This is a genomic window from Lysobacter sp. A289 (genome assembly GCF_054072675.1).
The window spans coordinates 935,979-959,890 of the sequence record NZ_JBSVRN010000001.1; the positions used below are offsets into that span (position 1 = coordinate 935,979).

Below are 23,912 nucleotides of genomic sequence, written 5' to 3' on the forward strand. Positions count from 1 at the left end.
GCTTTGTGGCGTCACCCTCGACGGATCATCCGGACAAAGCAAGGCCGTCGCTCCTCATGGATACGACGGCCTTGTCCACAAGCAAGTTCGGTTACTGGCTCTGTTTCGGCACAGATGCTTCCGTAGTGATGCGCAGTTGCACTTCGTCGCTCACGTTCGGCGCGAACATGCCCAGATCGAAGTCCGTGCGCTTGATCGTGGCAACCGCGTCGAAACCCGCGGTCGGCTGCCCGTTCATCGGGTTCTCGGCGATCTGATTGATGCTGGCATCCAGCACCACGGACTTGGTGATGCCCTTGATGGTCAGGTCACCGGTAACGGCCAGCTTCCCGGCGCCATTCGCCTTCACGGACGTGCTCTTGAAGGTGACGTGGGAGAAGTTCTCGGCGTCGAATAAGTCGGCGCTGCGCAAGTGGTCGTCGAAGGCGGCCACGTGCGAGGACAGTCCGGCCAGCGGCAGCACGACCTCGACACTGGAAGCAGCGACATTGTCCGGATCGTAGGTGATCGAACCGTCGACCTGGCCGAAGTGCGCGATCGGCTTGGAGAACCCGAAGTGGTTCCACTGGGCCACGACGTCGGTGTGGGTCGGGTCGATCTTGTAGGTCACCGGCGCGGCAAACGCGTAGACCGAAGAGGCGAGCAGTGCGACGGCGAGGATGCTGCGGGAAAGACGGTTTTTCATGGAAAGCTCCAGTTGTGTGGTTTAAGACGGGTGGCGATAGGTCGAGACAGCAGTTGCCGACCACTTGGACAAGGATATTGTTCTCGTTTCGTGGATAAAGCCGCTTACTGGAACAAGAATGTCCCTAAATCGGAGTCAATGGCCGTGGACTTGCGAGTAAGCGTTGGGCGCGCCACGCAGGCGGGGTTGTCATGAAATAAGAAACAATGATGTTTCTTCCCGCCTCTTTATCGTCCCCTTTGAGACACTGAGAATGGCTTCGTCGCGGATCAGCCGCCTCGATCAAGACGGAGCAGTCCATGCAACTTCGTAATTCCAACCGCCGCTGGGGCGCCATCAGCCAGCTGATGCACTGGGCCATCCTGGTGCTGATCGTGTGGCTGGCCTGGCTCGGTCTCACCATGGTCGACATGCCGCCCACGCCGGCCAAGATCAACGCCTATGCGCTGCACAAGTCACTGGGCCTGACCCTGCTGGCCCTGGTTGCGCTGCGCCTGGTCTGGCGACTGTTTGCCGGCGCGCCGAAGCCGGTGACCGGCACGCCGACCTGGCAGGCACGCATCGCAGACGCCACCCACATCGCGCTGTACGTGCTGATGTTCGCGATCCCGCTCAGCGGCTGGGCGTTCAACTCCGCCTCGGGCTATCCGCTGCAGTGGTTCAAGAAGTTCAACCTGCCGGCGATTGCCGGGCGCAGCGAGGAACTGGCAGCGCTATCCATCCAAGTGCACGAATACGGCTTCTGGCTGCTGCTCCTGCTGGTGCTGGCACACGCCGGCGCCGCCTTCTATCACCACATCTTCCAGGGCGACGAAACCTTGCGCCGCATGCTCCCCATCCTGCGTCGTTCTGCCACGCCCACCGAACCCCTTCCGGAGAACTGAAATGAACATCCGTAACCGCATCCTTCCCTTGGCGCTGGCCGCCGCCTTCGCCACCAACGCGGCCCCCGTCGCCGCTGCCGACTACGTCCAGTCCTCGGGCGCACTGACCTTCGCCAGTGAGTACCAGGGTGAGACCTTCGTCGGCCTCTTCCCCGAATTCCAGACCAGGTTGAGTTTCGATCCGGCCGCGCCGCAGGACGCGAAGCTCGACGTGACGATTCCGCTGGCGACCGCCGACACGAAGAACGCCGACCGCGACGGTACGCTCAGGACCGCGGCCTTCTTCAACGTGGCGAAGTTCGCCACTGCCCGCTACACCGCGAGTGGCTTCCGCAGCCTGGGCAATGACCGCTACGTCGCCGACGGCACGCTGGAGCTGAGTGGGGTCAAGAAGCCGGTGAGCCTGACCATCACTTGGACGCCGGGCGATCGCCCCGTATTGGCCGGCAAGGCCACGGTCAAGCGCCTGGACTTCGGCGTGGGCGCGGGCGACTGGGGCGATCTGTCGATCCTCCCGAACAACGTCGCCGTGTCGACCAAGGTGACCTTCCGCTTGGCGCCCTGAGGCCATCTCTCCTGTGGGAGCCGCCATAGCGGCGCCCACAAAACGAACGCTGACTGGAATTACGCCATGACCGACTTCAATGCGCTGCTTCTACGCCTGCTTGCGGCAGCGGTCCTCGTTTCGATCGAGCTATCGCATCCGGAGATCCTCAACTGGGTCGGCGCTCTGTTCCTCCTGGCCGGCTTCAAGACCCGGTATGCCGCTGCCGTGCTTGGAGTGCTCGGACTGTCGGCGCTGGCCGTGCAGCCTTGGGACTTCATCTCACAGTCGGCATTCCTCGAGTTCGCCGGCACCAGCGTGTTCACCATGGTCCTGTTCGTGATCGCGGTGCTCGGCGCCGGAGGCTTCAGCATGGATGAATGGGTCCATTCCCGAAGGATTGCGGGGGCGGAAACCGCTTGCAGGACCGCCAATGGGCACGCGGCCGGCAACCCGCAGGGGTCGCTCGAAGCAACGGTCAGCAGGTGCATGGACATCAAGCTTCAATCCAGCTCCCGCCTACGAGCGTGGCTGGAATCACCGTCGAATCCGGAAATCCACACGCGTTAGCCGCAGCTTGGCAGCCTGTCATATGCAGCTATTTGCACTCCAAAGATTGCACACAAAATAGGAGCATCCCGTGGGCCTGTTGATTGACAAGCTGGCTCTGCTCGGAGCCATGTCATCACCCGGGTAATCACTCATGCCGGGCGTTTCCTTCCAATCCACCGAGGACAAACAATGATCCAGTTCAAACAAATGTTGATCGTGGCTGCCATCGCCGGAGTGCTGACCGCCTGTGGCAGCAATGTCGGCGAAGAGGCCGCAGTCGTAACGCCGGCGCAGACCGCACCGGCGACACTCCCCGCACCTGAAAACGCAGCGGCCAGCAGCTTCGCCACTGCCGAAGTAACGAAGTTCAACACCCCTTGGGCGATGACTTTCCTACCTGACGGCAGTCTGCTGGTGACCGAGATGGGGGGCACGCTGCGCCTCTACGACCCGGCGACCAGCAAGACCGGCAACATCAGTGGGGTGCCGGAGGTGAAGCATGTGGCCCAGGGCGGTCTGGGCGATGTCGTCCTGCATCCCGGGTACGCCGAGAACGGACTGGTCTACCTCAGCTTCAACGAACCCGGCGACGGGGGCCTGATGGGTGCCGCGGTTGCGCGCGGCAAGTTGATGCTCGATGGTCAGGGTGGTGGCGCGCTCGAGAACCTCGAGGTGATCTGGCGCCAGGACCCGAAGAAGAGCGGCGACGGCCACTTCGGCTACCGCATCGCCTTCGGCAGCGACGGCAAGCTGTTCATCAGTTCGAGCGAGCGCAAGGAGTTTGACCCGGCGCAGGACCTGGGCACCAACCTGGGCAAGATCGTGCGCCTCAACGACGACGGCACGCCTGCAGAGGGCAATCCATTCGCCGACCAGGGCGGCGTGACCGCGCAGATCTGGACGCTGGGCCACCGCAACATCCTCGGCCTGGCCTTCGACGCCAGCGGCCAGCTGTGGGCACAGGAAATGGGGCCCATGGGCGGCGATGAACTCAACCGCATCGACAAGGGCGCCAACTATGGCTACCCGATCGTTTCCAATGGCGACCACTACGACGGCACCGTGATCCCCGACCACGACACCCGCCCGGAATTCCGCGCGCCGGTGGTGAGCTGGAATCCGGTGATCTCGCCCGCTGGCCTCATGATTTACAGCGGTGACCTGTTCTCGGCGTGGAAGGGCAACGGTTTCATCGGCGGCATGTCGTCGAAGTCGCTGGTGCGCATCGAGTTCGATGGCGACAGCGCACGCGAAGCGCAGCGATTCGACATGCAGCGGCGCATCCGCGAAGTTGAACAGGGCCCCGATGGCGCCATCTGGCTGCTTGAAGACGGCACCCGCCAGGGCGAGGGTTGGTTGTTGAAGCTGACGCCGGAGCAAGCAACGTCGGCGACCGAAAGCTGACCCTTCCAATCATGCAGGGCGAGGTTTGACTCCGGGAATTTCGTGGTCAAACCTCGTCAAAGCGGCATCAGACCTGTTCTGGCGTGGCAGACACGGAGTCCTTCAGCGACGTGGTCGGCCGGCCGATCAGCTTCGACAGGACACGGCCGTCATCGAACAGGGCGTCCTTTCATACGCAGCTGTTCGCATTCCAACGATTGCACACAACGCAGGAGAATCCCGTGGGCCTGTTGATTGAAGGCAAATGGCGCGACAAGTGGTACGACACGGCTGAGGACGGCCAATTCCGGCGCGAGGAGGCCAGCTTCCGAGACTGGCTGAGCGCCGACGGTGGCGTCGGACCGGATGGGCAGCGTGGACACCGCGCCGAGCCCGGTCGCTACCGGTTGTACGTCAGCTACGCCTGCCCCTGGGCGCACCGCACCCTGATCGTGCGCGCCCTGAAAGGGCTCGAGGAGCTGGTGCCGGTGTCGGTCGTGCACTGGCGCATGCTCGAGCACGGCTGGACTTTCGCCAATGGCACGGGGGTCACGCCTGATCCGGTGATGGGCGCGGAGTACCTGCACCAGCTCTACACCCGGGCACTACCCGGGATGACGGGTCGGGTGACGGTGCCGCTGCTCTGGGACCAGGCCACGGACACCATCGTCAGCAACGAGTCTTCCGAGATCATCCGCATGTTCAATGCGGCGTATGACGTTCTGGGCGCGAAGCCGGGCGACTACTATCCGGCGCCACTGCGCGAGGAGATCGACGCGGTCAACGCGCGGGTCTATGCGACCGTCAACAACGGGGTGTACCGAGCCGGCTTCGCCACCACCCAAGACGCGTACGAGGACGCGGTGCGGCCTCTGTTCGAAACACTGGACTGGCTCGAGGAGCGTCTTTCAACCCGGAACTGGCTCGTTGGCGACCTGATGACGGAGGCCGACATCCGCCTGTTCACGACCTTGGTGCGCTTCGATCCGGTCTACCACGGACACTTCAAGTGCAACCTGCGCAGGATCGCCGACTACCCGGCCCTGCATGCGTTCACTGTGCGGATGATGGAAGTCCCCGGGGTCGGCGAAACGGTTCACTTCGACCACATCAAACGGCACTACTACGAGAGCCACCCGACCATCAATCCGACCGGGGTGGTGCCCCTGGGGCCGCTGCAGCCGTTCTGAGCATGCCATCCCCGGGAAGCACGAGGCCGGCCCGTTTCGGGGCCGGCCTCGTGAGCAGGTGCCTTGCAGCCCGATCAGAAATCGAACCGCACCTGCACCTGCGCCAGGTCAACGTCGACATCGTCCAGCTCGAAGCGGCTGTACTCGCCGCGCAGCGCGACGGTGTCGTTGAAGCGGTATTGCAGGCCCAGGCCGTAGGTCGGGTCGGTACCGTCGTCATCGGCGCGGCCGATCCCCGGGGCGCTGACCTCGGCGTCCCAGCTGTGGAAGCCGGCCTTGGCATAGCCGGAGAACTTGTCGGTGAAGGGCAGGGTGCCGACGGCGACCAAGGACCACGTATCGGCCTCGAGCTTGCCGACGTTACCGCTCAGGTCGACCTCGCCGAAGTCGGTGTAGGCCGCCTCCATCCCGAAGTAGGAATTGAACTGGTAGCCACCGAACACCTGGTAGCCAACGTCTTCATCGTCGACGAATGATTCGTCGACCATCGCCTGGCCGACGCCGGCCCCCGCATAAAACCCGGTGGGCTCGGCGGCCTGGGCGCCCAGGGACAGCGTGCCAAGGGCAAGGGCGAGAACGGAAGCGGCGAGGATGGGGGTCTTGCTCATTTTGGAAGCTCCTTCTTGGGATTCTTGCGAGGAATCTCGCTGACAAGAAGGATGGAGGTTGCGAATAGCGAAACAAAGACGACAAAAACGTATTCATTGTTTCCGAAAACCAGCCAATCCATTCCCAAGCTGATCAGGACATCGGTTCCGGCGCCGCCCCAATCTTGGGCGGCAGCGGGATGAACTCTTCGTTGTCCAGGTCGGGCAGCTTCATCCGGCCCCCCGCCCAGTCGGCGCGCGCCTGTTCGATTCGCTCCTTGGACGAGGACACGAAGTTCCAATCGATGTAGCGCGATCCGACGGGCTCACCACCCAGCGCCATGACCACTGCGTCGCGGAGCGCTGCAACCGTCGCCGCCTTGCCGGGTGCGAGGACAGCCATGCTTCCGGCCTCGACGCGCTGGCCAGCCACTTCAACATCACCCCTGGCGACATAGACCGCACGCTCGCTGTATTCCGCCGGCAGCGTCACCCGGGATCCGGCAGGCACCTGCCAGTGCACGTAGAACTGCGGGGAATCGATCTTCACCGGTGACTCAATGCCCGCCAGGCGTCCAGCGATCAGGCGCCCGACAATGCCGTCCCCGTCGAACACGGGCAGCGCCTCGCTCGGGTAATGCCAGAAGCCTGGGTCCACCTCCTCGCGCTCGTTCGGCAGCGCCACCCAGGCCTGGATGCCATCCATCGGGCCGCCGTTGGCGCGGAGTTCTTCAAAACGCTCGGAGTGGGTGATCCCACTGCCGGACGTCATCCAGTTGACCTCGCCAGGCCGGATCGGCTGTTCGGAGCCAAGGCTGTCGCGATGCATGATCTCGCCGTCGAACAGGTAGGTGATCGTCGACAGGCCGATGTGCGGGTGGGGCCGGACATCGGCTTCGCGAGGCAGGCCGCGCTCGATCTGCTTGGGGCCCATTCGATCAAAAAAGATGTAGGGACCGATCATGCGGCGCTTGGAGAACGGCAAGACGCGGCCGACTTCAAAGGCGCCCAGGTCGCGGCGGCGCTGCTGGATGATGAGTTCAATCATGGGAAACCTCCTGACAGGGTGGGCGAGCTGCAGTGGACGACGATTGCAGCAACGGTATGTGGCGGTGGTTAGGCGTCATCCGGTTGAGGCCGGAGGGTCTCCATTGGCAGGCCGTGCAGACGCCAGGCTTCCAGTCCACCCGCCAGCGGTCGTACGCGGCCAAAGCCGAGCTGCTTGAGCTGGCTGGCCACGCGTGCGGCTGAAGCTTCGTTCGGGCAGTCGCAATAGACCACCACTTCGCCGCTGACGCGAGACACCAGATCGGCTACCCGGGTCGCGTGGACCGCGCCGGGAATCCATCCGGTTTCGGCACGTTCGGCGTCGGTGCGGACGTCCACGACGAGCGGCCTTTCGGGATGCTCCATCAACGCATGCAGCTCGGGCACGGAGATACGTTCCATGCGCAGTTCGCGCAGGAACAGGTGGCGCTTCCAGACTTTGCGCAGGACGAACACCAGCAGCGCCACCAGCACAAGGCCAATTCCGACGCGCCCCAGAGACTCCAGGGTCAGCAGTGCTTCGTTGACTGCGTCGTGGAACACCACGCCCGTGGCGATCGCGACACCGGCCCAGAGCATGGCCCCGGTGCCGTCATAGATCGCGAAGCGGCCCAGCGGCGTGCGTTGGTGCCCGGCCAGCGTGGTGCCGACCGCGGCGAAACCGGGGATGAACTTGGCCAGTATCAGCGAGGGCGGACCCCACTTCGCGTAGATCGCGCGCGTGCTGGACACGCAGCTGTCGGGAGAGAGCGAGACGCGGCAGATCAGGCGCAGCATCCGGGCGCCGTGCCGACGCCCGGCGAAGTACCAGAGCATGTCGGCCAGCAGCGCCGCCACCGTGGCCGCAAGCAGAATGGGCCACACGGGTTCCAGGCGCTCCGTGGCCTGCGCGCTGGCGACCACAAGCGGCGGCCAGGCGGGAATCGGGATCCCGCCCTGGTCGAGCAGGACGACGATGAAAACGAGCCACAGACCGTAGATCGACAGCAGTTCGTTCAGTGCCTCCATGGTCGGGCCCGTGCCACCTCCGTCATGTCCGCGGGCGCATCACGCGCCGCGCGGAAGAACTGTCAACACGCGCGCAACGAATTCGTGGAACTCCTTGAGATAGCCGCGCAGGAACTCGGCGGTTGATGCATCGGCGACCTCGCCGGCGTCGTTGAGGAAGCCGTCAGTGAACTGGATGTAGGCCTCCGGCGAGTTCATTTGCGGCGAATTGAGGAAGCCGAGGATGCTGCGCAGGTGCTGCTGGCCCACCGCGGTGCCGATCGCGCCGGGCGAGGTGCCGATCACGCCCGAGGGGATGTTGGCGAAGGAGTTGGTGCCCCAAGGGCGGCTGGCCCAGTCGATCGCGTTCTTGAGCCCGCCGGGGATGGAACGGTTGTACTCCGGGGTCACGATCAGGATCGCATCGGAGCCTTCGATGGCTTTCTTGAACTTGCTTCCGACCTCGGGGTAGTCCGCGTCGTAGTCATAGCTGTACAGCGGCAGGTCCTTGTAGGAAATCTCGTGGAACTGGAGCTGCTGCGGCGCAAGCTTGACCAACGCCTGGGCGAGCTTGCGGTTGATCGATTCCTTCGCGAGGCTTCCGATCAGGTAGCCGACTTTGTATGTTTTCATCATTCGTCTCCTTGGGCTGCAACGCGACCTTATGGTCGCGTTGCAAGTTATACCGCACCGGTCACGATCAGCACGGACTCGATGTGGGCGGCAGGCGGTCAGGCCGCGGTATCGACCAGCACGAGCTCGGAATCCTCGAGGGCCTTCACCCTGATGCTTTCCACTTCGCTGATCGCGGCGCCATCGCGTGCATCGAGGACAACGTCGTCGACTTCGATCTTGCCTGTGGCAGGTACCAGGTAGCCGAAGCGGCCGGGGCCCGCAAAGTGGTACTCAGTGGTTTCACCGGCCTTGAGCGTCGCGCCAAGCACCCGTGCGTCGGTGCGGATCGGCAACGCATCGCCATCGCCTTCGATGCCGCTGGCGAGGGTGATAAAGCGTCCTGAGCGCTCGCCCTTGGGGAAGGGCTTGGCGCCCCACGAGGGCGGGCGTCCCTGCTGGTTCGGGATGATCCAGATCTGGAAGATCCGTGTGGTACCCGGTTCGTGGTTGTACTCGGAGTGGCGGATACCGGTGCCCGCGCTCATGACCTGGACGTCACCGGCCTCGGTGCGCCCCTTGTTGCCCAGGTTGTCCTCGTGGGTGATGGCACCTTCGCGGACGTAGGTGATGATTTCCATGTCGGCGTGTGCGTGGGGAGGGAAGCCGGTACCCGCCTGGATGGTGTCGTCGTTCCAGACCCGCAGCGCGCCCCAGTGGACGCGTTCCGGGTCCTGGTACTCGGCAAACGAGAAATGGTGCTTGGCGTCAAGCCAGCCGTGGTTGGCTCCGCCGAGGGCGTTGAAGGGGCGACGTTCAATCATGGTGTTTTCCTGCATGGAGTGGATTCGATGATTGCAGTCTAGGTTTCCAGAGGCGTGGTAAAAACCGGGCAAATATCATTTCATTGTTTCTGAAATTGATACGATCACTTTCCGTTATGCATCGGGGTTATCCGTCGTAATGCGCTGCAACGACACCCATCATCCGTGCCGAATTTTCCGACGCCGCACGAGCGCTCAGCGTGACGAAAGGCTTCCCTGAGAGTCGCTCTGCGCGGTGGCATCCCACATGGTCATGGCCAGGTCGATCATGCTGTCGAGCTCTGGCAGTGATGCCCCATCACGGGCCTGGATCGAAATGCCATTGAGGAGCGTAACGACGAGCAGCGTCAGGGCTTCGGCGTCGGTGCCGCGTGGCAACGCTCCAAGCTTGGTCGCCTTGAGTACACAGTTGTGGACCAGCGCTTGCGTACTCGCACGCTCGTCCGTCATCGACTGACGAACATGATCGTTGGCAGGGGAGCAGTTCAGTGCCGACAGCACGACCATGCAGCCATACGGGTGCTCCTGAGCCGTCTGGATCCTGGCCGCGCTGCGGAGCGCGCGTGCAATAGCTTCGCGCGGCGAGCTCGAGGCGTCCTCCAGAGCAATACGGACCGCACTGCCGTCCGTCGACAGGTACAGCTCGACCGTTTCCCGGTACAGGGCTTCTTTCGAACCGAAGGCCGCGTAAAAGCTGGCCGCCGAGAGTCCGCCCATGGCCGAGCGTAGCTGTGCCAGGGAGGTTGACTCGTAACCATGGCGCCAGAACGCGTGCATGGCGTTTTCCAGCGCTTGCTGACGGTCGAAGGTGCGTGGTCGGCCGAGGGTGGCCATGGCTGTCTCCAAGGGCGGAACGAATTCGGTACTGATCGTTCTATAATTCTACACCCAAGGCGGATCGGCACTCTGTACAGTTGTGGAACATTCGATCCATAACTATCGAGGCAGCACCAATGACCACTCTTTTCGATCGCTACAACCTGGCGGGCCTGGCGCTGCGCAATCGCGTCGTCATGGCGCCGATGACCCGTTCCCGCGCCGCCGACACCGTGCCCGATGCGGCGACCGCGGCGTACTACCAGCAGCGTGGGACCGCGGGTCTGATCGTCACCGAAGGCTCGCAGGTCTCCGACGAAGGCCGCGGCTACCTATTCACGCCCGGGGTGCACACCCCGGCCCAGGTCGAGGGCTGGAAGAGCGTAACCGACGCGGTGCATACACGGGGCGGCGCGATCTTTGCCCAGCTCTGGCACGTCGGGCGTGTATCGCATGTGTCGGTGCAGGCCGAAGCTCGTGCACCGGTCAGCTCGGTCGCCAAGGTCGCCGAAGGCACCACCGCCTTCGCCTATGACCAGCAGGGTCAGCCCGGCCCGGTGCAGGCCAGCATGCCACGCGCTCTGGAAACCGCGGAGATCCCGCGGATCACGCAGGACTTTGTCGCTGCCGCCCACAACGCTGTGGCCGCCGGCTTCGACGGAGTCGAACTGCATGGCGCCAACGGCTATCTGCTGGAGCAGTTCATCAACGCAGGGCTCAACACGCGTGATGACCGCTATGGCGGCGCGACTATCGAGGATCGCCTTCGCTTCACCCTCGAGACCGTGGACGCCGTCACCGCAGCGATCGGCCCGGGTCGCGTCGGCATCCGCTTGTCCCCGTTCAACCGCATCTTCGACATGCCCGCGTTCGAGGACGAGGCGGACACGTGGCTGGAACTGGCGCGGCAGCTCTCTTCACGGCAGCTCGCCTACGTGCATATCAGCAACCGCGACGTGCTGGTGGCGACCGATGAAGGCAAGCGTTTCCTCGAAGCATTCCGCCAGGCCTATGTCGGCACCCTGATCATTGCCGGCGGCTACACCCGCGAGACCGCCGAGGCCGACCTTGCTGCGGGACTGGCGGACCTGGCGGCGTTTGGACGGCCGTTCATCTCCAATCCCGACCTGGTGGCGCGGCTGCAGCATGGATGGCCCTTGGCCGAGCCCGACCGTGACACCTTCTATGGCGGTACCACGGTCGGATATGTCGACTACCCGGAGTACGCCGCGGAAGAAATGGCGCCGGCCTCATGAGCACGCCGCTGGAGATCGACTTCGTCATGGGCATTTTCTGCCCCTGATGCGCCATCGCACTGCCACTGCTTGAACACGCGGTGGACAGTGCAGCGTTCGATGTAACACCCCTGGCGCCATCCCAAACCGTTCAAAAGCCCCGATCTGAGGAAGCCTTTCGCGGCCTCTTGGCCGTTGGGGGACTTCCTGTATCGAGGGATTATCACAATGCAGCGCAAGCCGGACGGCTTGGTGCCAGCTACTGCGACTTCTCCGAACCTTGTCGAAGGAGGAGCCGCCGTTGCCCGAACAGAAGAATGGCGTCTGGTGAAACAGCCCGCATGGGTCCTGATTCTGCTGTTCGCCATCACGTTCAATTTCATCACCGCAGAGTTGCTGCCCATGGGCGTGCTCCAGGTGATGGCCAGTGATCTTGGGCAAACCGAAGCACGCATCGGCTTCCTTGTGTCGATCTTCGCGTTCGCAGTCGTTGTGACCTCTGCACCGCTTGCCGGCATCATGGCAAGACTGCCGCGGCGACCGCTGCTGGTTTCGATCCTGACCGTCCTGTCATTAGGCAACATCGCTGTTTCGTTCAGCGACAGCTACGCGCTGGATATCGTCATCCGCTTCGTCACGGGCATCATGCATGGCATTTTCTGGGGCATGATCGGCTCACTGGCCACCCGCATGGTGCCAGTGACGCAGCGCGGACGCGCGCTGTCGGCGATCTTCGCTGGAAACGTCGCGGCCATGAGCCTCGGCATCCCGTTGAGCGCAGCGGCTGGGCTGCTGATCGGCTGGCGACCGTCATTCGCCTTGGTTGGCGCGGTGGGCTTGATCCTGGCGCTGCTGGCCTGGAGGACTTTGCCGCCTTTGCCAGGTGCCGCCACATCGCCCCACCTGTCCTTACGCAAGGTGCTTCGCACGCCTGGTGTCATCGCCATTTCCTTGGCGACCCTGTTGATCTTCACTGCTCACTTCGCGTTGTACACCTACGTCACGTCTTCGTTACGCCAGGCCGGCGTCCCCGTCGGCGCCGTTGCCCCCATCCTGTTTGCCTTCGGAATCGTCGGGATTGCCGGCGTATGGGCGATGAGCAGGCTTGTTGATAGTCGTCTTCGCCTGGCTGCCCTGAGCACGCTCTGGTTGTTCTTGTCCACCATGGTGGTGCTGGTCTTCACAGCGCGCCATGAGATCCCGCTACTGGCTATCGCCGCCACGGTGCTGTGGGGATTGGCATGGTCGGCGGTTCCGATGCTGTTCCAAGCCGCCATGCTGCGCGCCGCTCCCAACGCACCGGACATCGCTTCCACGGTCCTGTTCACCGCCGTCAACCTTGCGATCGCCTCCGGGTCTTTCATCGGCGGCAAGACGCTGGATTGGCTGGACGTGAGTTGGCTTCCGGCGCTGGCTTTGTTGCTGGTGGCGGGCGCGCTGCTGGTCGTGCTTGCTTCACGCGGCGGCTTCCCTTCGGCAACGCAGACGCTGCAAGCGGCAACCTCTGTTCCCCATTGAATAGGAAAACATCATGTCCAAGCCCCTGAGAATAGATTTCGTTTCCGACATCTCCTGCACCTGGTGTGCCATCGCACTGCCGACGCTCGAACGTGCAGTCGAGAATGTCGTGATGGATGCCACAGCCGACTTCAACTTCCAACCGTTCGAGTTGAACCCGCAGATGCCACAGGGCGGCCAGAACCTCATCGAGCATATGGAGCAGAAGTACGGCCTGGGCATCGGGCAAGTCCACCAGCACTTCGACATGACACGCCGACGTGGCGAAGAGGTCGACTTCGTCTTTGATCTCGACGATGACAGTCGCATCTACAACACCTTCGACGCCCATCGCCTGCTGCACTGGGCCAAGCTGCAAGGCCGCCAGCGCGAGCTCAAGCATGCTCTGTTCGACTCCCACTTCACCGACCGCCAGGACCCCGGCGACAGTGAAGTACTGACCGCTCTGGCGGAATCCGCCGGACTTGATCCCGCCGAAGCGCGGACGGTGCTGGAGAGTGACGCCTACTCGGCCGAAGTTCGCGATGCCGAGCGTGAATGGCTCAACCGAGGTGTGCAGGGCGTCCCGGCAGTGATTTTCAATGGACGGGTCGCCGTCTCCGGCGCCCAGTCGCAGGACGTCTTCGAGAACGCCATCCGCAGTGCTTTGGCTGACGCGCTCGATGAAGGCGCCAAGAACATCTGATACGGCAGGAAAGCCCATGGAAACTACTGACAATTCCTTCGCCGGTTGGATCTCGATGGGCGACGATGCTGCAGGAAGCTGCGCCAATGGGGTTTGCACGCTGCCGGACAACGCGCCAGAGCATCCGCTATTCCGGCCACTCGTGCTTGGTTCGCTGACTTTGGCCAACCGCTTCGTCATGGCGCCGATGGGCCAGGAGCGGTCTCCAGGTGGTGTGCCGGGTCATGAAATGACAGAACATTACCGCCAGCGCGTGGCCAATGGCGGTGTTGGCCTGGTCATCACCGAAGCCACCTACATCGACCATCCTTCGGCAGGAGACAAAACAAGCGTTCCGCGCCTTGCGCCCGGCGCGGAGGCCGGGTTTACGGCAATGACCGAAGCCGTCCATGCCGCCGGAGGCAAGATCTTTGTGCAGCTGTTCCATCAGGGTGCGAACGACGATGGACGCGTCGATGCCGAGCTTGCTTACAGCCCTTCAGGGATATCCGCGGTCCGGGGAAGTTACGGTAAGGCGATGACGCTGGACGACATCGACAGCGTCGCCGCCTCTTATGCACGGGCGGCGGTGTACGCGCAGTCGGTCGGCTTCGATGGTGTTGAAGTCCACGGTGCGCACGGCTACTTGATCGACCAGTTCCTGTGGGCACATACCAACCGGCGCAAGGATGCCTATAGCGGCGGGGCGCGCAGCCGCGCACGCTTCGCGGCGAAGGTCGTAGCGGCGATACGCCAGACAACCGGGCCCTCGTTTCCGATCTCGTTCCGGCTCTCGCAGTGGAAGGTCGGCGCCCGCAATGCCGCTATCGTGACCAGCCCCCACGACCTGGAAGAACTGCTTGGCCCGATCGTCCAGGCGGGTGCCACCCTGCTGCATGCATCGGATGGACATTTCGATCGCCCGGCCTTTTCAGGATCGGATCGCAGCCTGGCCGTGTGGGTCAAGGAACTGACGGAGCTTCCGACCATCGCCGTTGGCTCGGTTGGGCTTGAGCCAACTGGACTGCCGAGTAGCGGGCCGGACTTGAGGCGCCTGACCGAGCGGATCGAGCAAGAGGAGTTCGACCTGATCGCGGTTGGCCGTCGGCTGTTGGCTGATGCTGCCTGGGTATCACGCCTGGCCCGGAATCCTGCTTCAGTGGTCGCTACGTCACCGATGGTGGTTGAAAGCCCGGCTGCCTGTGTATCCAGGTAGCCGGGTCCACGGTCATCGTGCGCCTGCCGGCGCGCGTCTGCTCAGCTCTCGCCCATGCCCGCTGCCGGCTCGGGAGCACTCCCGGATCTCACCTTCTGCTCGATGCGCGCACCCACGCCAGGGTCGACGCTCTTCCAGTATTCGAACGCGCGTTCCAGCACCGGGCTGCGGACGCCGCCGAGCAGGCTGCCGGCGACCTGGTCGACGAACTGGGCGCGTTGGGCGTCGTTCCAGACCTCGCGCACCAGGGTGCCGGGTTGGCCGAAGTCGTCGTCTTCCGCGTGCAGGGTGTAGGCGCTGCGGACCATCTCGCCGTCGGTCTCCCAGCCGTCTGCCACCGGGCCGGTTTCATCCGCCCAAGTGCGGCCGCCGCTGTTGGGTACGTACACCGGTGCGTTGCCGCTGTGGTGGTAAGTCATCTGGCCATCGAACATGTACGTGTTGACCGGCACCTTGGGCTGGTTGACCGGCAACTGGTGGAAGTTGGTGCCGATGCGGTGGCGCTGGGCGTCGGCGTAGGCGAACGCGCGACCGAGCAGCATCTTGTCCGGCGACAGGCCGATGCCCGGCACCGTGTTGCCCGGTGAGAACGCGGCCTGCTCGATCTGGGCGAAGAAGTTCTCCGGGTTGCGGTTCAGGGTCATGGTGCCGACCTTGATCAGCGGATAGTCCTTGTGCGACCAGGTCTTGGTCAGGTCGAACGGATTGAAGCGGTAGGTCTTGGCGTCCGCGTACGGCATCACCTGCACCGACAGGATCCAGCTGGGGTGCTCGCCGCGCTTGATCGCGTTGAACAGGTCGCCGCGGTGGAAGTCGGCGTCCTGGCCGGCCATCGCGGAAGCTTCGGCGTTGTTGAAGAACGCCATGCCCTGCTCGGTGTGGAAGTGATACTTGACCCAGAACTTTTCGCCGGCAGCGTTGATCCACATATAAGTGTGCGAGCCGTAGCCGTTCATGTTCCGCCAGGTGCGCGGCAGGCCGCGCTCGCCCATCAGGTAGGTGACCTGGTGCGCGGTCTCCGGATTATTGGTCCAGAAGTCCCACTGCATGTGGTTGTCGCGCAGGCCGGAGTCGGGCAGGCGCTTCTGGCTGCGGATGAAGTGGGGGAACTTCATCGGGTCGCGCACGAAAAATATCGGGGTGTTGTTGCCGACCAGGTCGTAGTTGCCCTCGTCGGTGTAGAACTTCAGCGAGAACCCGCGCACGTCGCGCCAGGTGTCCGGGCTGCCCATTTCGCCCGCGACGGTGGAGAAGCGCGCCAGCATGTCGGTCGAGGCGCCCTTCTGGAACAACGCCGCCTTGGTGTACTTCGAGACGTCCTCGGTGGTCTGGAGCACGCCGAACGCGCCGGCACCCTTGGCGTGCGGCTGGCGCTCGGGCACCTTCTCTCGGTTGAAGTGCGCCATCTGCTCCAGGAAGTGCACGTCGTGCAGCAGGATCGGGCCGTCGGCGCCGATGCTCAGCGAGTTGCGGTCGCTGGGCGCGGGCGCACCGGTGCTCATGGTCGAACCGGTCGCGTGCTTGTCGTCTTGTTTTGCCATGGGAATATCCTCATGAAGAGCGTGTGTGGATGTTGCCTCTGGTTGTGTTGCGGTTCCGCGACGTCGAGCCGGGGGCACCGGCGCCTTTGCTCCTGCGGATCATGTCGCGGCCAGCAGTATCTTCAGCAGATGTCACGGACCCTCGTTCTGATATCCACCGAAATGTGCCACCGGCGACCAGGCGGGGCTCACTGCAGGAAGCTCAGGTGGCGCAAAGTCATCAAACGGTCCTGCCGCGTAGACCACTTTTCCGCCCACCACGGTGAGCAGTGACTCCAGGTTCTTGATGCGCTCTTCCGGAACGGTCAGGTAGTCCTCGGTCAGGATGGCGAAGTCGGCGTACTGGCCGGGGGCGATCCGACCCTTGACGTCCTCTTCCTGGCTGAACCACGCTGCGTTCGCGGTGAACAGCCGCAGGGCTTCTTCGCGCGACAGCCGGTTTTCGTCTGCGAACAGCTGCGTGCCGCCCATCGTCTTGCCGGTCACCAGCCAATGGATGGCCGGCCACGGGTTGTAGCTGCTCACGCGCGTGCCGTCGGTTCCACCGCCGACCACGATTCCAAGGTCGAGCATCTTGCGGACCGGTGGGGCGTTCAAAGCCGCTTCCTTCCCGTAGCGTTCGGCGAAGTATTCGCCCGCGAAGCCCATGCGGTTCTGGATGGCGATGCCGCCGCCCATGTCCTTGATCCGCTGCAGGTCCTCGTCGGTCACGGTTTCCGCGTGGTCGATCGCCCAGCGCGGCACGAACCGGCCCTGTTCTTCCTTCACCCGCTCGAAGACATCCAGGATCCGGCTCACGCTCTCGCCGTAGGTGGCGTGCTGCCGCAGCGGCCACTGCTTCTCGACCAAGATGGAGGCGACCTCGTGGAGATCGGTGTCCCAGTCGATGCCGCGCGCCTTGCGCTCGTCGAGGTCGGGCTTTGCCGCCATGAAGTTTTCCCAGTCGCCAACGCTGTGCGCCAGGAACTCACCCGCACCCTCCAGCTCGTAGCCATGCTCGAGCGCTTCGTGCTGGTTGTCGTCCAACCCGTAACCGTCGGCCCAACGGCGAAAATCGGCCGCCTCTTGGCCAGCGGTCTGCGCAAAGAGGTAATAGCTCACGCGCAGGGGCAGCTTGCCGTCGGTCGCGATTTTCAGGCTGGTGGCGTAATCGTCGGGAAACAGCTGGCCGCCACCACCTGCATCAACGGCGCTGGTCATGCCCAGCCGGTTGAGCTCGCGATAGAAGTGCAGGGTGGAGTTGACCTGGTCGTCGGCCGAGAGAGCCGGCGGCTTGGCGATCATTGAATAGAGGATGGCGGGGTTCGGTTCCGCATGCAGGATCGCGCCGCCATCGACAAACTCGTACCTACCGCCGTCCGGTGCCTTGGTATCTTCCGTCAGGCCAAGAGCCTCCACGGCGGCCCGGTTGATCATGCCCTGGCTGTAGAGGAATACGACGACCGTTGGCGTATCGGGCGCCGCCGCGTTCAATTCCGCGATGGTCGGCATCCGCTTTTCTTCGAACTGGTACGGCGACCAGCCGCCGATGACCCGGACCCACTGACCTTCAGGCGTCCGCTCTGCCTGCTCGCGCACCATCTCCAGGGCGCGATCCAGCGAACCGACGCCATCCCAGCGAAGCTCCAGGTTGTAGAAGCGGCCGCCACGGACCACATGGGTGTGCGAGTCGTTCAGGCCGGGAATGACGGTCCGGCCGCCCGCGTCGATGACGCGCGTCCTGTCGCCGCGCTGCGCTGCGATCTCCGCGTCGTCGCCGACAGCTACGATCTTGCCGTCGACCACCGCGAAGGCGCGGGCGCTGGGGCGTTTCGTATCCATGGTGACGACGTTCGCGTTCGTCACGATGAGATCGGCCTGGCCTGCTTGCTGTTGTGTCCCGGATTGTTGCGCCGTGGCAGGCGGCGCCGGATTGGTGCACGCCGCCGCGAATAGCGTCACGGCGAGTAAGAGTAGGTATCGCATGGATGCCTCCTTTATGGCGGGGCCGGACGGGTCGGTCCGGCCCCGCGTTCAATCGCTTCTCGGGGAAGCGTGGACGGCGAGGTCTTACTTCGCAGCTTCCTGGGCCCGCTGGTAGCTCTCGGAAACGGCCCGGTAGTGCGGCACGAGCTCGGAGTAGAGCGCGCCCCACGCGGCGGCATCGTCGCGGTTCCAGGTGCGGTGGGTTTCGCTGAGGATGGTGTTGGTCGTGACCGGAACAACACCGGCATTCGCCATGCGCAGCATGGCCGCGTCGGATGCCAGCTTGCTGACGTCGCCCGAGGCATCCATCACCGCCAGTACGTTGTATCCATCGGCCTCTGCCTGCAGGGCCGGGAACGCGACGCAGACGCTGGTCCACACGCCCGCCATGACGAGGGTCTTGCGGCCGGTGGCCTCGACGGCCTTCACGAAGTCGGCGTTGTCCCATGCGCTGACCTCGCCCTTGCGGCCGACGTAGATCGCATTGGGCGCGGCCTCAAGCAATTCTTCCATGATGGGACCGTTCGGGCCGCCCGGCTCCGATGCCGTGTAGATGACCGGGATACCCGCCTGTACGGCGATCTTTGCCAAGGCCACCGTGTTGGCACGCAGCTCGGCAAGTGGAATGTCCTTTACCGTCTGGAAAAGACCCGTCTGATGGTCCAGCAGCAAGAAGACGGCATCGTCGGGGTCATAGAGCGCCGCGCGTGCCGCCGGCGTCGGCTGGCGTGAAAGCCCTTCGATGGGCGCCTGGGCGCTGGCTTGCTGCGCACTCGCCATGGGCGAATACGCCAGGGGGATGGACATTACCGCGACCATCGCCACGGTGTGGAAGAAATTGCCGAGGAAGTTCGAGTGCTTCATGGTGGTTGCCTCTCGTTTGAAATGAATGACGATGACCGGAGCAAGCTCATCGAACGTGTTGCCCGTGTACCAGCGCCCGAAAGTTCAGTCGTTCGCAGCGCGCCATCGAAGCGTAGATCTCCCCAGGCCCCGCAGATACCGGATGATCGACACTTCATTGTTTCTGGAATTGATACGATCCGAGACCGCGCGGGCGGTCACGAGCCGGGATGGGCAGCCACCGCGTCCATGACGCGAGCCGAGTAAACCAGTGCCGCCCCGGCATTGAGTGCGACCGCAACGCCCAGCGCTTCGGCGATTTCCTCGCGGCTAGCGCCATGCTTGAGCGCGGCATCGACATGCACGGTGATGCAGCCGTCGCAGCGCGTGGTTACCGCGACCGCCAAGCCGATCAGTTCGCGGGTCTTGGCATCGAGGTGCTGGGTCTTGGCACCGGCTCCGCTGAGCGTCGCGTAGCCGCGCACGGTATCGGGGGACAGCTTGCTGATCTCGCCGATCCGGCCCTTGAGTTCATCGCGATAGTTGTTCCAGTCGAGCATGGTGGTTCCTCCGTAGGCGTCGCAATTCGACGCGAGTCATGTGTTTCAGGGAAACGGCTCGGTTCCAGGCACCGGGCGAGGGCAGGGTGCATCTCAGAACTGGTGCTGCAGGGTCAACTCCAGATAGCGCAACGGCTCATGCGGACCGTTGTCGCGTAGAAACGAGCCGGGCCGGGACCAGGCCAAGACGGCGCCCGTTGTCCAACCCGGCGACGGCGTCCAGGTCGTTCCAAATGAGGCGATGGTTGCCACGTGTCGGTTGCTGCTGTCGCCGGGCGTGCGGATCAGCGTCCCGTTGGGCGCGTACGCGCCATCGTTCGTGCTGTGCCGCCAGAACAGATCGAGACTTGCGTTCAGCTCCAGCCGCGGCGTGGGGTGCAGGAAGATTGTGGGCTGGACGTTGAAGAAGTTGCGTGGCCCTAGAGTCGCCTCCTCGCCGAAGTAGTTGCCGCGCGGGTACATCGGATTGAAGGTGCCCAGGCGATTGTCATCGGGGTTACGGTCGCCGCTGGCCACCGCCGCCAGCAGGGCCAGCCGCGGCTGCCACGTGGCATTGGTGAAGCGGTAGCCTGTTTCGGTCGCAACTGTCCAGGCACGGATGCTGGCGCTGCCGAAGCGGCCACCCTGCATCGCGGATTCCCAATTCCAGTCCCAGCCGCCCTGTGTTCCGGACACACGCAGTCCCAGCGTCCAGCGGCGCTCATGCGCATCTCCTTGGACGTAGTGTGCAGTCAGGTCTTCATAATGAAGCAGGTAGACATCCCAGACGCGGTCGACACCGGTCCGGACGGCGTAGATGCCTCGCAGCGCTTGGACGTCCGAATGGCCATCGTCGAAGCTGCCCTGGCGATTCAGCCTTGGCGTTGCCGCGAAGGCGTCAATGCGCCAGTCGGCGCCTTCCACATACGTACGTATCGCGTCGAAGCTTCGGCGCACGTTGGTACCGTCACGCACGTCCATCAGTCGGGCCGATCCGAACCGCATCTCCTGGATGCCTGCACGCAGACCGAACTCCCTGTCGCCAGCGGTCGCTCCGCGCAGTTCGACGAACAGGTTCATCGGGTCAAGCCGGTTCTCGTCCACGGGCGCGGGGCCTCCGGCGCGACCGTTCGCCAGCGAGGTGCCCAGTTGGGCGAAGCCGCGCCAGTGTTCGCCCAGACGCACATCGGCGAACAGCGAGTGGCGCTGCAACCAGGCTCCCCAGTGATCCTGCGGATCTTCACCATGGCCTGGATTGTCGGCGTACTCATAGCGCCAACGCAAATCGCCGCCCAGGCTCAGGTGCATGCCGCCGGCGACCGGCCGGGCTTTCCAGCAGGCGATGCGATTGTCGTCCGCGCACATCTGGCGTTGGGCAATGAAATCGTCCTCATGGCGCAATTGGCGGAAATCCGCCGCGGCGCCCCCGGCTGCCGCCAGCAGTGGCAGCGCGAGCAGGCCTGCTCGGCTCCTCAGCACTGCATTCGATCGTCCCAAAGGATGGCCAGGCATATCGCGGCTATCGCCAATCTCCCTGAAGGCATCGATGCATCTGCAGGAGGATGGTCGGAGGCCGGCATTCGATGCCGAACCCGGCAGCAGTCCGATCAGGAACCTGAGGCTCATACGATCTCCCTGGCACTTTCCGGCGGATGCTCGAGGGCCGCACCCGGTGTGCCGCCCACGTAATGACGCACGCGCGGGCGCTTGGCAGGATCCGCCAGCAGAGCCATGATCTGCTCCTGCAGCACCTGTTCGTCCTCGGTCACCCGCTCGTGCTGGCGCAGGTGTTCCACCCACGATGCGTCGAGGAAATACTCCAGATAGGTGCCCGGCTCGGTGGTGTCTTCGGCCACGCCCCACTGCACCGCGCCATCGCGACGACGGCTGCGCCCGAGCAGACGCATGCTGCGGAGGAACTCGACGCGCTGGTCCAGCGCGATCCGGTATTCGATGGTGACCAGCACCGGACCACGGTCGCCGGCAATCTCCTCCACCAGAACCGGTTCCGGCCAGTGCCCGGATGGAGTGACGTTAACGTTCGCCGCCTCGCCCAACCGGTAGCGCAATGCGAACAGCGAAGCCAGCGCGGTGCCTGCGGCAGCGACCATCAATGCGACGGGCGTGCTGGTCTGCTGCGCCAGCGTGCCCCAGCCCAGGCTGCCGACCGCCATGCCCGCGGAGAACACGACGATGTACAGCGAGAGCGCGCGGGCGCGCACCCAGGCCGGGACCGACGTCTGTGCGGCGATCTGCAGCGAAGACAGCACGGTGATCCAGGCGAAGCCGTTGGCCAGCGACACCACGTAAAGGACAGGAATGTTCCGGACGAGTGCGAGCGCAAGCATGCAGGCCGCGTAGACCAGGGTCGCAACCAGCACCAGGCGGTCGGAATCGTACTTCGCGCGCAGCTTCGGCAACAGCACTGCGCCGGTGATCGCGCCGATGCCGATACAGCCCAGCAGCAGGCCGTAGGTGCCGGCGCTGGCTTGCAGTTCACGGTTGACCACGATCGGCAGCAGCGCTGTGAGCGCGCTGGCGAACACGAAGAAGCTTGCCGCCTTGATCAGCACGGACTTCAAGACCGTGGCCTGGGTGGCGTACCGCAGTCCTGCACGAAGTGCCACGCCAAACGATTCGGGTGGCAGGGTCGACTTGCCGGGCTCCCGACGCCAGGTGACCAGCACTAGCACCACGCCGAGAAAGCTCAGCGCGTTGATCGCGAACGCCCATTCGATTCCCGCGCTCGCCACGATCAGGCCGCCCAGGGCAGGTCCGATGGAGCGGGCGATGTTCATGCTCAGTGAACCCAGTGCGACTGCCGGACCCAGCATGGCCTTGGGAACCAGTTCCGGCGTCGTTGCTTGCTGCGCCGGCATCGCCATGGCGGCACCGATCCCGAGCGCGAAGGTCAGCGCGACCAGGAGCCATGGCGTCAGCATGTCCAGGTGCGCCACCAGCGCGAGGGCACTGGCAACCAACACCATCCACAGTTGGGCGAGGATCAAGTACTTGCGACGATCGACGATGTCGGCGAGGGTGCCGGCGATCACCGCCAGCAGGACGACTGGAAGCGTGGTTGCCGACTGCACTGCCGCGACCATGAACGGCGAGCCGGTGTTCTCGGCCATGATCCAGGCCGCGGCGACGTCATGAATCCAGGTTCCGATGTTGGCGACGAGGATCGCCAGCCACAGGTTGCGGAACGTGGACTGGGTCAGCGGCGTCCATGGGCCGGTAGCGGTCGGGGCTGCCTGTGGTGCGGGTTGGCTCATGGGATGTTCTTTCTTGTGTCCCTCCCGTCTGGGCGGGGAAGGGAACCGGCATCGTTGATGATCAGACTATCTGGCCATCCTCTCCGCCGAGCTCGGCGACCAGGAAATCGACGAATCGGCGCAGGCGCAAAGGCATGTTGCGCGACTGCGGGAACAGTGCATGCACCGCGATTGCAGGCGCGCTCCAGTCTTCCAGGACGCGAACGAGGCGCCCCGCGTCCACCGCATCCTGAGCGATGAAGTCTGGAAGCAAGACAACGCCCAGCCCGGCTAGGGCCATCTCTGCGAGGAAATCACCGTTGTCGGCCATGACCGATCCCCGCGTACGCACGCGCTGCATTTCCTTCCCACGGGTGAGCTGGATGGTGATGCCACCCTGCAGGCAGCCATAGTTGAGGAAGGCGTGCGACGCCAGGTCCTCCGGAACGCCAGGCACCCCTTGTCGGGCAAGGTAGTCGGGCGAAGCCAGCAGGCTGCGCGGTGCCGGCATGATCTTGCGGGCGGCGAACGATGAGTCAGGAAGGTCGGCGATACGGATGGTGACATCGAAACCTCCCCGCACCGGATCGATCAGATGGTCGGTGAGCGAGATCTGCAGCTCGATGTCCGGATACTTCTCCAGAAAGCGCGGAACCAGCCCGGAGAGGACACGCATCCCGAAGGACACCGGCACATTGCACCTCACGATGCCGCGGATGCCGGAGGTTCCCCGTGCCCGCTCCTCGGCCTCGTCAATCGCGGCCAGCACGTCCTGCGCGTCTTCGTAGTACGTCGCGCCGGCCTCGGTCAGGTGCAGGCTACGGGTGGTCCTCATCAACAACTGGACACCGAGTGCCGCTTCCAGCGACTGGACCTGCTTGCTCACCTTGGAGCGTGGAACGTCAAGTGTGCGCGCCGCCGCGGCGAAGCTTTCCGCCCGCACGGCCTCGACGAAGGCGCGCATGCATTCCATCCGATCCATCAACAGCTCCAGCGCATGATTGGTCGGGCATTGTTCCCACAATA

At 64.0% G+C, this 23,912-nt stretch carries 23 protein-coding genes; 9 read left to right on the plus strand and 14 right to left on the minus strand.

What is annotated here, in order from left to right:
• Positions 1–91: 91 nt before the first annotated feature.
• Positions 92–685 (minus strand): YceI family protein, encoded by a 594-nt coding sequence (locus tag ACW5DN_RS04350; protein WP_456961516.1) that lies wholly within the window; start codon positions 683–685, stop codon positions 92–94.
• Between the two features lie 299 nt (positions 686–984).
• On the opposite strand from ACW5DN_RS04350, the gene ACW5DN_RS04355 reads away from it, so the two are divergent.
• The 5 genes from ACW5DN_RS04355 to ACW5DN_RS04375 all read left to right on the plus strand — a co-directional run bounded on the left by ACW5DN_RS04355 (position 985) and on the right by ACW5DN_RS04375 (position 5,238).
• Positions 985–1,569, plus strand: coding sequence for a cytochrome b (locus ACW5DN_RS04355; protein ID WP_456961517.1), 585 nt, complete (start codon positions 985–987; stop codon positions 1,567–1,569).
• A gap of 1 nt (position 1,570) precedes the next feature.
• Positions 1,571–2,134: a YceI family protein gene (locus ACW5DN_RS04360; RefSeq protein WP_456961518.1), complete on the plus strand. Its 564-nt coding sequence runs from the start codon at positions 1,571–1,573 to the stop codon at positions 2,132–2,134.
• 66 nt (positions 2,135–2,200) lie between these two features.
• A complete protein-coding gene (locus tag ACW5DN_RS04365; RefSeq protein WP_456961519.1) occupies positions 2,201–2,683 on the plus strand; it encodes a DoxX family protein in 483 nt (160 codons plus the stop codon).
• A gap of 171 nt (positions 2,684–2,854) precedes the next feature.
• Positions 2,855–4,069 carry a PQQ-dependent sugar dehydrogenase gene (locus tag ACW5DN_RS04370; protein WP_456961520.1) on the plus strand — a complete coding sequence of 405 codons (1,215 nt, stop codon included), beginning with the start codon at positions 2,855–2,857 and terminating at the stop codon, positions 4,067–4,069.
• 221 nt (positions 4,070–4,290) lie between these two features.
• Entirely contained in the window at positions 4,291–5,238 is a 948-nt protein-coding gene (locus ACW5DN_RS04375) for a glutathione S-transferase family protein (RefSeq protein WP_456961521.1), read from the plus strand.
• A gap of 74 nt (positions 5,239–5,312) precedes the next feature.
• On the opposite strand, the gene ACW5DN_RS04380 is transcribed toward ACW5DN_RS04375, so the two are convergent.
• The 6 genes from ACW5DN_RS04380 to ACW5DN_RS04405 form a co-directional block, all read right to left on the minus strand.
• On the minus strand, positions 5,313–5,846 hold the full coding sequence (locus tag ACW5DN_RS04380; protein ID WP_456961522.1) for an outer membrane beta-barrel protein: 534 nt from the start codon (positions 5,844–5,846) through the stop codon (positions 5,313–5,315).
• 133 nt (positions 5,847–5,979) lie between these two features.
• Entirely contained in the window at positions 5,980–6,873 is an 894-nt protein-coding gene (locus ACW5DN_RS04385; RefSeq protein ID WP_456961523.1) for a pirin family protein, read from the minus strand.
• 68 nt (positions 6,874–6,941) lie between these two features.
• Positions 6,942–7,880: a rhodanese-like domain-containing protein gene (locus ACW5DN_RS04390; protein WP_456961524.1), complete on the minus strand. Its 939-nt coding sequence runs from the start codon at positions 7,878–7,880 to the stop codon at positions 6,942–6,944.
• A 39-nt stretch (positions 7,881–7,919) separates the two neighbouring features.
• On the minus strand, positions 7,920–8,492 hold the full coding sequence (locus ACW5DN_RS04395) for an NADPH-dependent FMN reductase (protein ID WP_456961525.1): 573 nt from the start codon (positions 8,490–8,492) through the stop codon (positions 7,920–7,922).
• A gap of 98 nt (positions 8,493–8,590) precedes the next feature.
• On the minus strand, positions 8,591–9,295 hold the full coding sequence (locus tag ACW5DN_RS04400; protein WP_456961526.1) for a pirin family protein: 705 nt from the start codon (positions 9,293–9,295) through the stop codon (positions 8,591–8,593).
• A gap of 195 nt (positions 9,296–9,490) precedes the next feature.
• On the minus strand, positions 9,491–10,129 hold the full coding sequence (locus ACW5DN_RS04405) for a TetR/AcrR family transcriptional regulator (protein WP_456961527.1): 639 nt from the start codon (positions 10,127–10,129) through the stop codon (positions 9,491–9,493).
• Between the two features lie 119 nt (positions 10,130–10,248).
• Between ACW5DN_RS04405 and ACW5DN_RS04410 the strand changes: the two genes are divergently transcribed.
• The 4 genes from ACW5DN_RS04410 to ACW5DN_RS04425 all read left to right on the plus strand — a co-directional run bounded on the left by ACW5DN_RS04410 (position 10,249) and on the right by ACW5DN_RS04425 (position 14,744).
• Positions 10,249–11,367, plus strand: coding sequence for an alkene reductase (locus ACW5DN_RS04410; RefSeq protein ID WP_456961528.1), 1,119 nt, complete (start codon positions 10,249–10,251; stop codon positions 11,365–11,367).
• A gap of 207 nt (positions 11,368–11,574) precedes the next feature.
• On the plus strand, positions 11,575–12,864 hold the full coding sequence (locus tag ACW5DN_RS04415) for an MFS transporter (RefSeq protein ID WP_456961529.1): 1,290 nt from the start codon (positions 11,575–11,577) through the stop codon (positions 12,862–12,864).
• Between the two features lie 13 nt (positions 12,865–12,877).
• Positions 12,878–13,549: a DsbA family oxidoreductase gene (locus tag ACW5DN_RS04420; RefSeq protein ID WP_456961530.1), complete on the plus strand. Its 672-nt coding sequence runs from the start codon at positions 12,878–12,880 to the stop codon at positions 13,547–13,549.
• Positions 13,527–14,744, plus strand: a complete 1,218-nt coding sequence (locus tag ACW5DN_RS04425; RefSeq protein WP_456961531.1) for an oxidoreductase — start codon at positions 13,527–13,529, stop codon at positions 14,742–14,744. Before ACW5DN_RS04420 ends, ACW5DN_RS04425 begins: the two co-directional genes overlap by 23 nt.
• Before the next feature lie 41 nt (positions 14,745–14,785).
• Here the strand turns inward: ACW5DN_RS04425 and ACW5DN_RS04430 are convergent, their stop codons facing one another.
• From ACW5DN_RS04430 to ACW5DN_RS04460, 7 genes are all read right to left on the minus strand, one after another.
• The gene (locus ACW5DN_RS04430; RefSeq protein WP_456961532.1) at positions 14,786–16,285 is read right to left on the minus strand and encodes a catalase; all 1,500 of its coding nucleotides are present in this window, start codon (positions 16,283–16,285) and stop codon (positions 14,786–14,788) included.
• A 132-nt stretch (positions 16,286–16,417) separates the two neighbouring features.
• Positions 16,418–18,250: an amidohydrolase gene (locus tag ACW5DN_RS04435; protein ID WP_456961533.1), complete on the minus strand. Its 1,833-nt coding sequence runs from the start codon at positions 18,248–18,250 to the stop codon at positions 16,418–16,420.
• Positions 18,251–18,334: 84 nt separating this feature from the next.
• Positions 18,335–19,114, minus strand: a complete 780-nt coding sequence (locus ACW5DN_RS04440) for an isochorismatase family protein (RefSeq protein ID WP_456961534.1) — start codon at positions 19,112–19,114, stop codon at positions 18,335–18,337.
• A 197-nt stretch (positions 19,115–19,311) separates the two neighbouring features.
• Complete coding sequence (locus tag ACW5DN_RS04445; RefSeq protein ID WP_456961535.1) at positions 19,312–19,653, minus strand: carboxymuconolactone decarboxylase family protein; 342 nt, start codon at positions 19,651–19,653, stop codon at positions 19,312–19,314.
• A 93-nt stretch (positions 19,654–19,746) separates the two neighbouring features.
• Complete coding sequence (locus ACW5DN_RS04450; RefSeq protein ID WP_456961536.1) at positions 19,747–21,111, minus strand: alginate export family protein; 1,365 nt, start codon at positions 21,109–21,111, stop codon at positions 19,747–19,749.
• 143 nt (positions 21,112–21,254) lie between these two features.
• Entirely contained in the window at positions 21,255–22,907 is a 1,653-nt protein-coding gene (locus ACW5DN_RS04455) for an MFS transporter (RefSeq protein ID WP_456961537.1), read from the minus strand.
• 61 nt (positions 22,908–22,968) lie between these two features.
• Positions 22,969–23,850 (minus strand): LysR substrate-binding domain-containing protein, encoded by an 882-nt coding sequence (locus ACW5DN_RS04460; RefSeq protein WP_456961538.1) that lies wholly within the window; start codon positions 23,848–23,850, stop codon positions 22,969–22,971.
• Between the last annotated feature and the right edge of the window lie 62 nt (positions 23,851–23,912).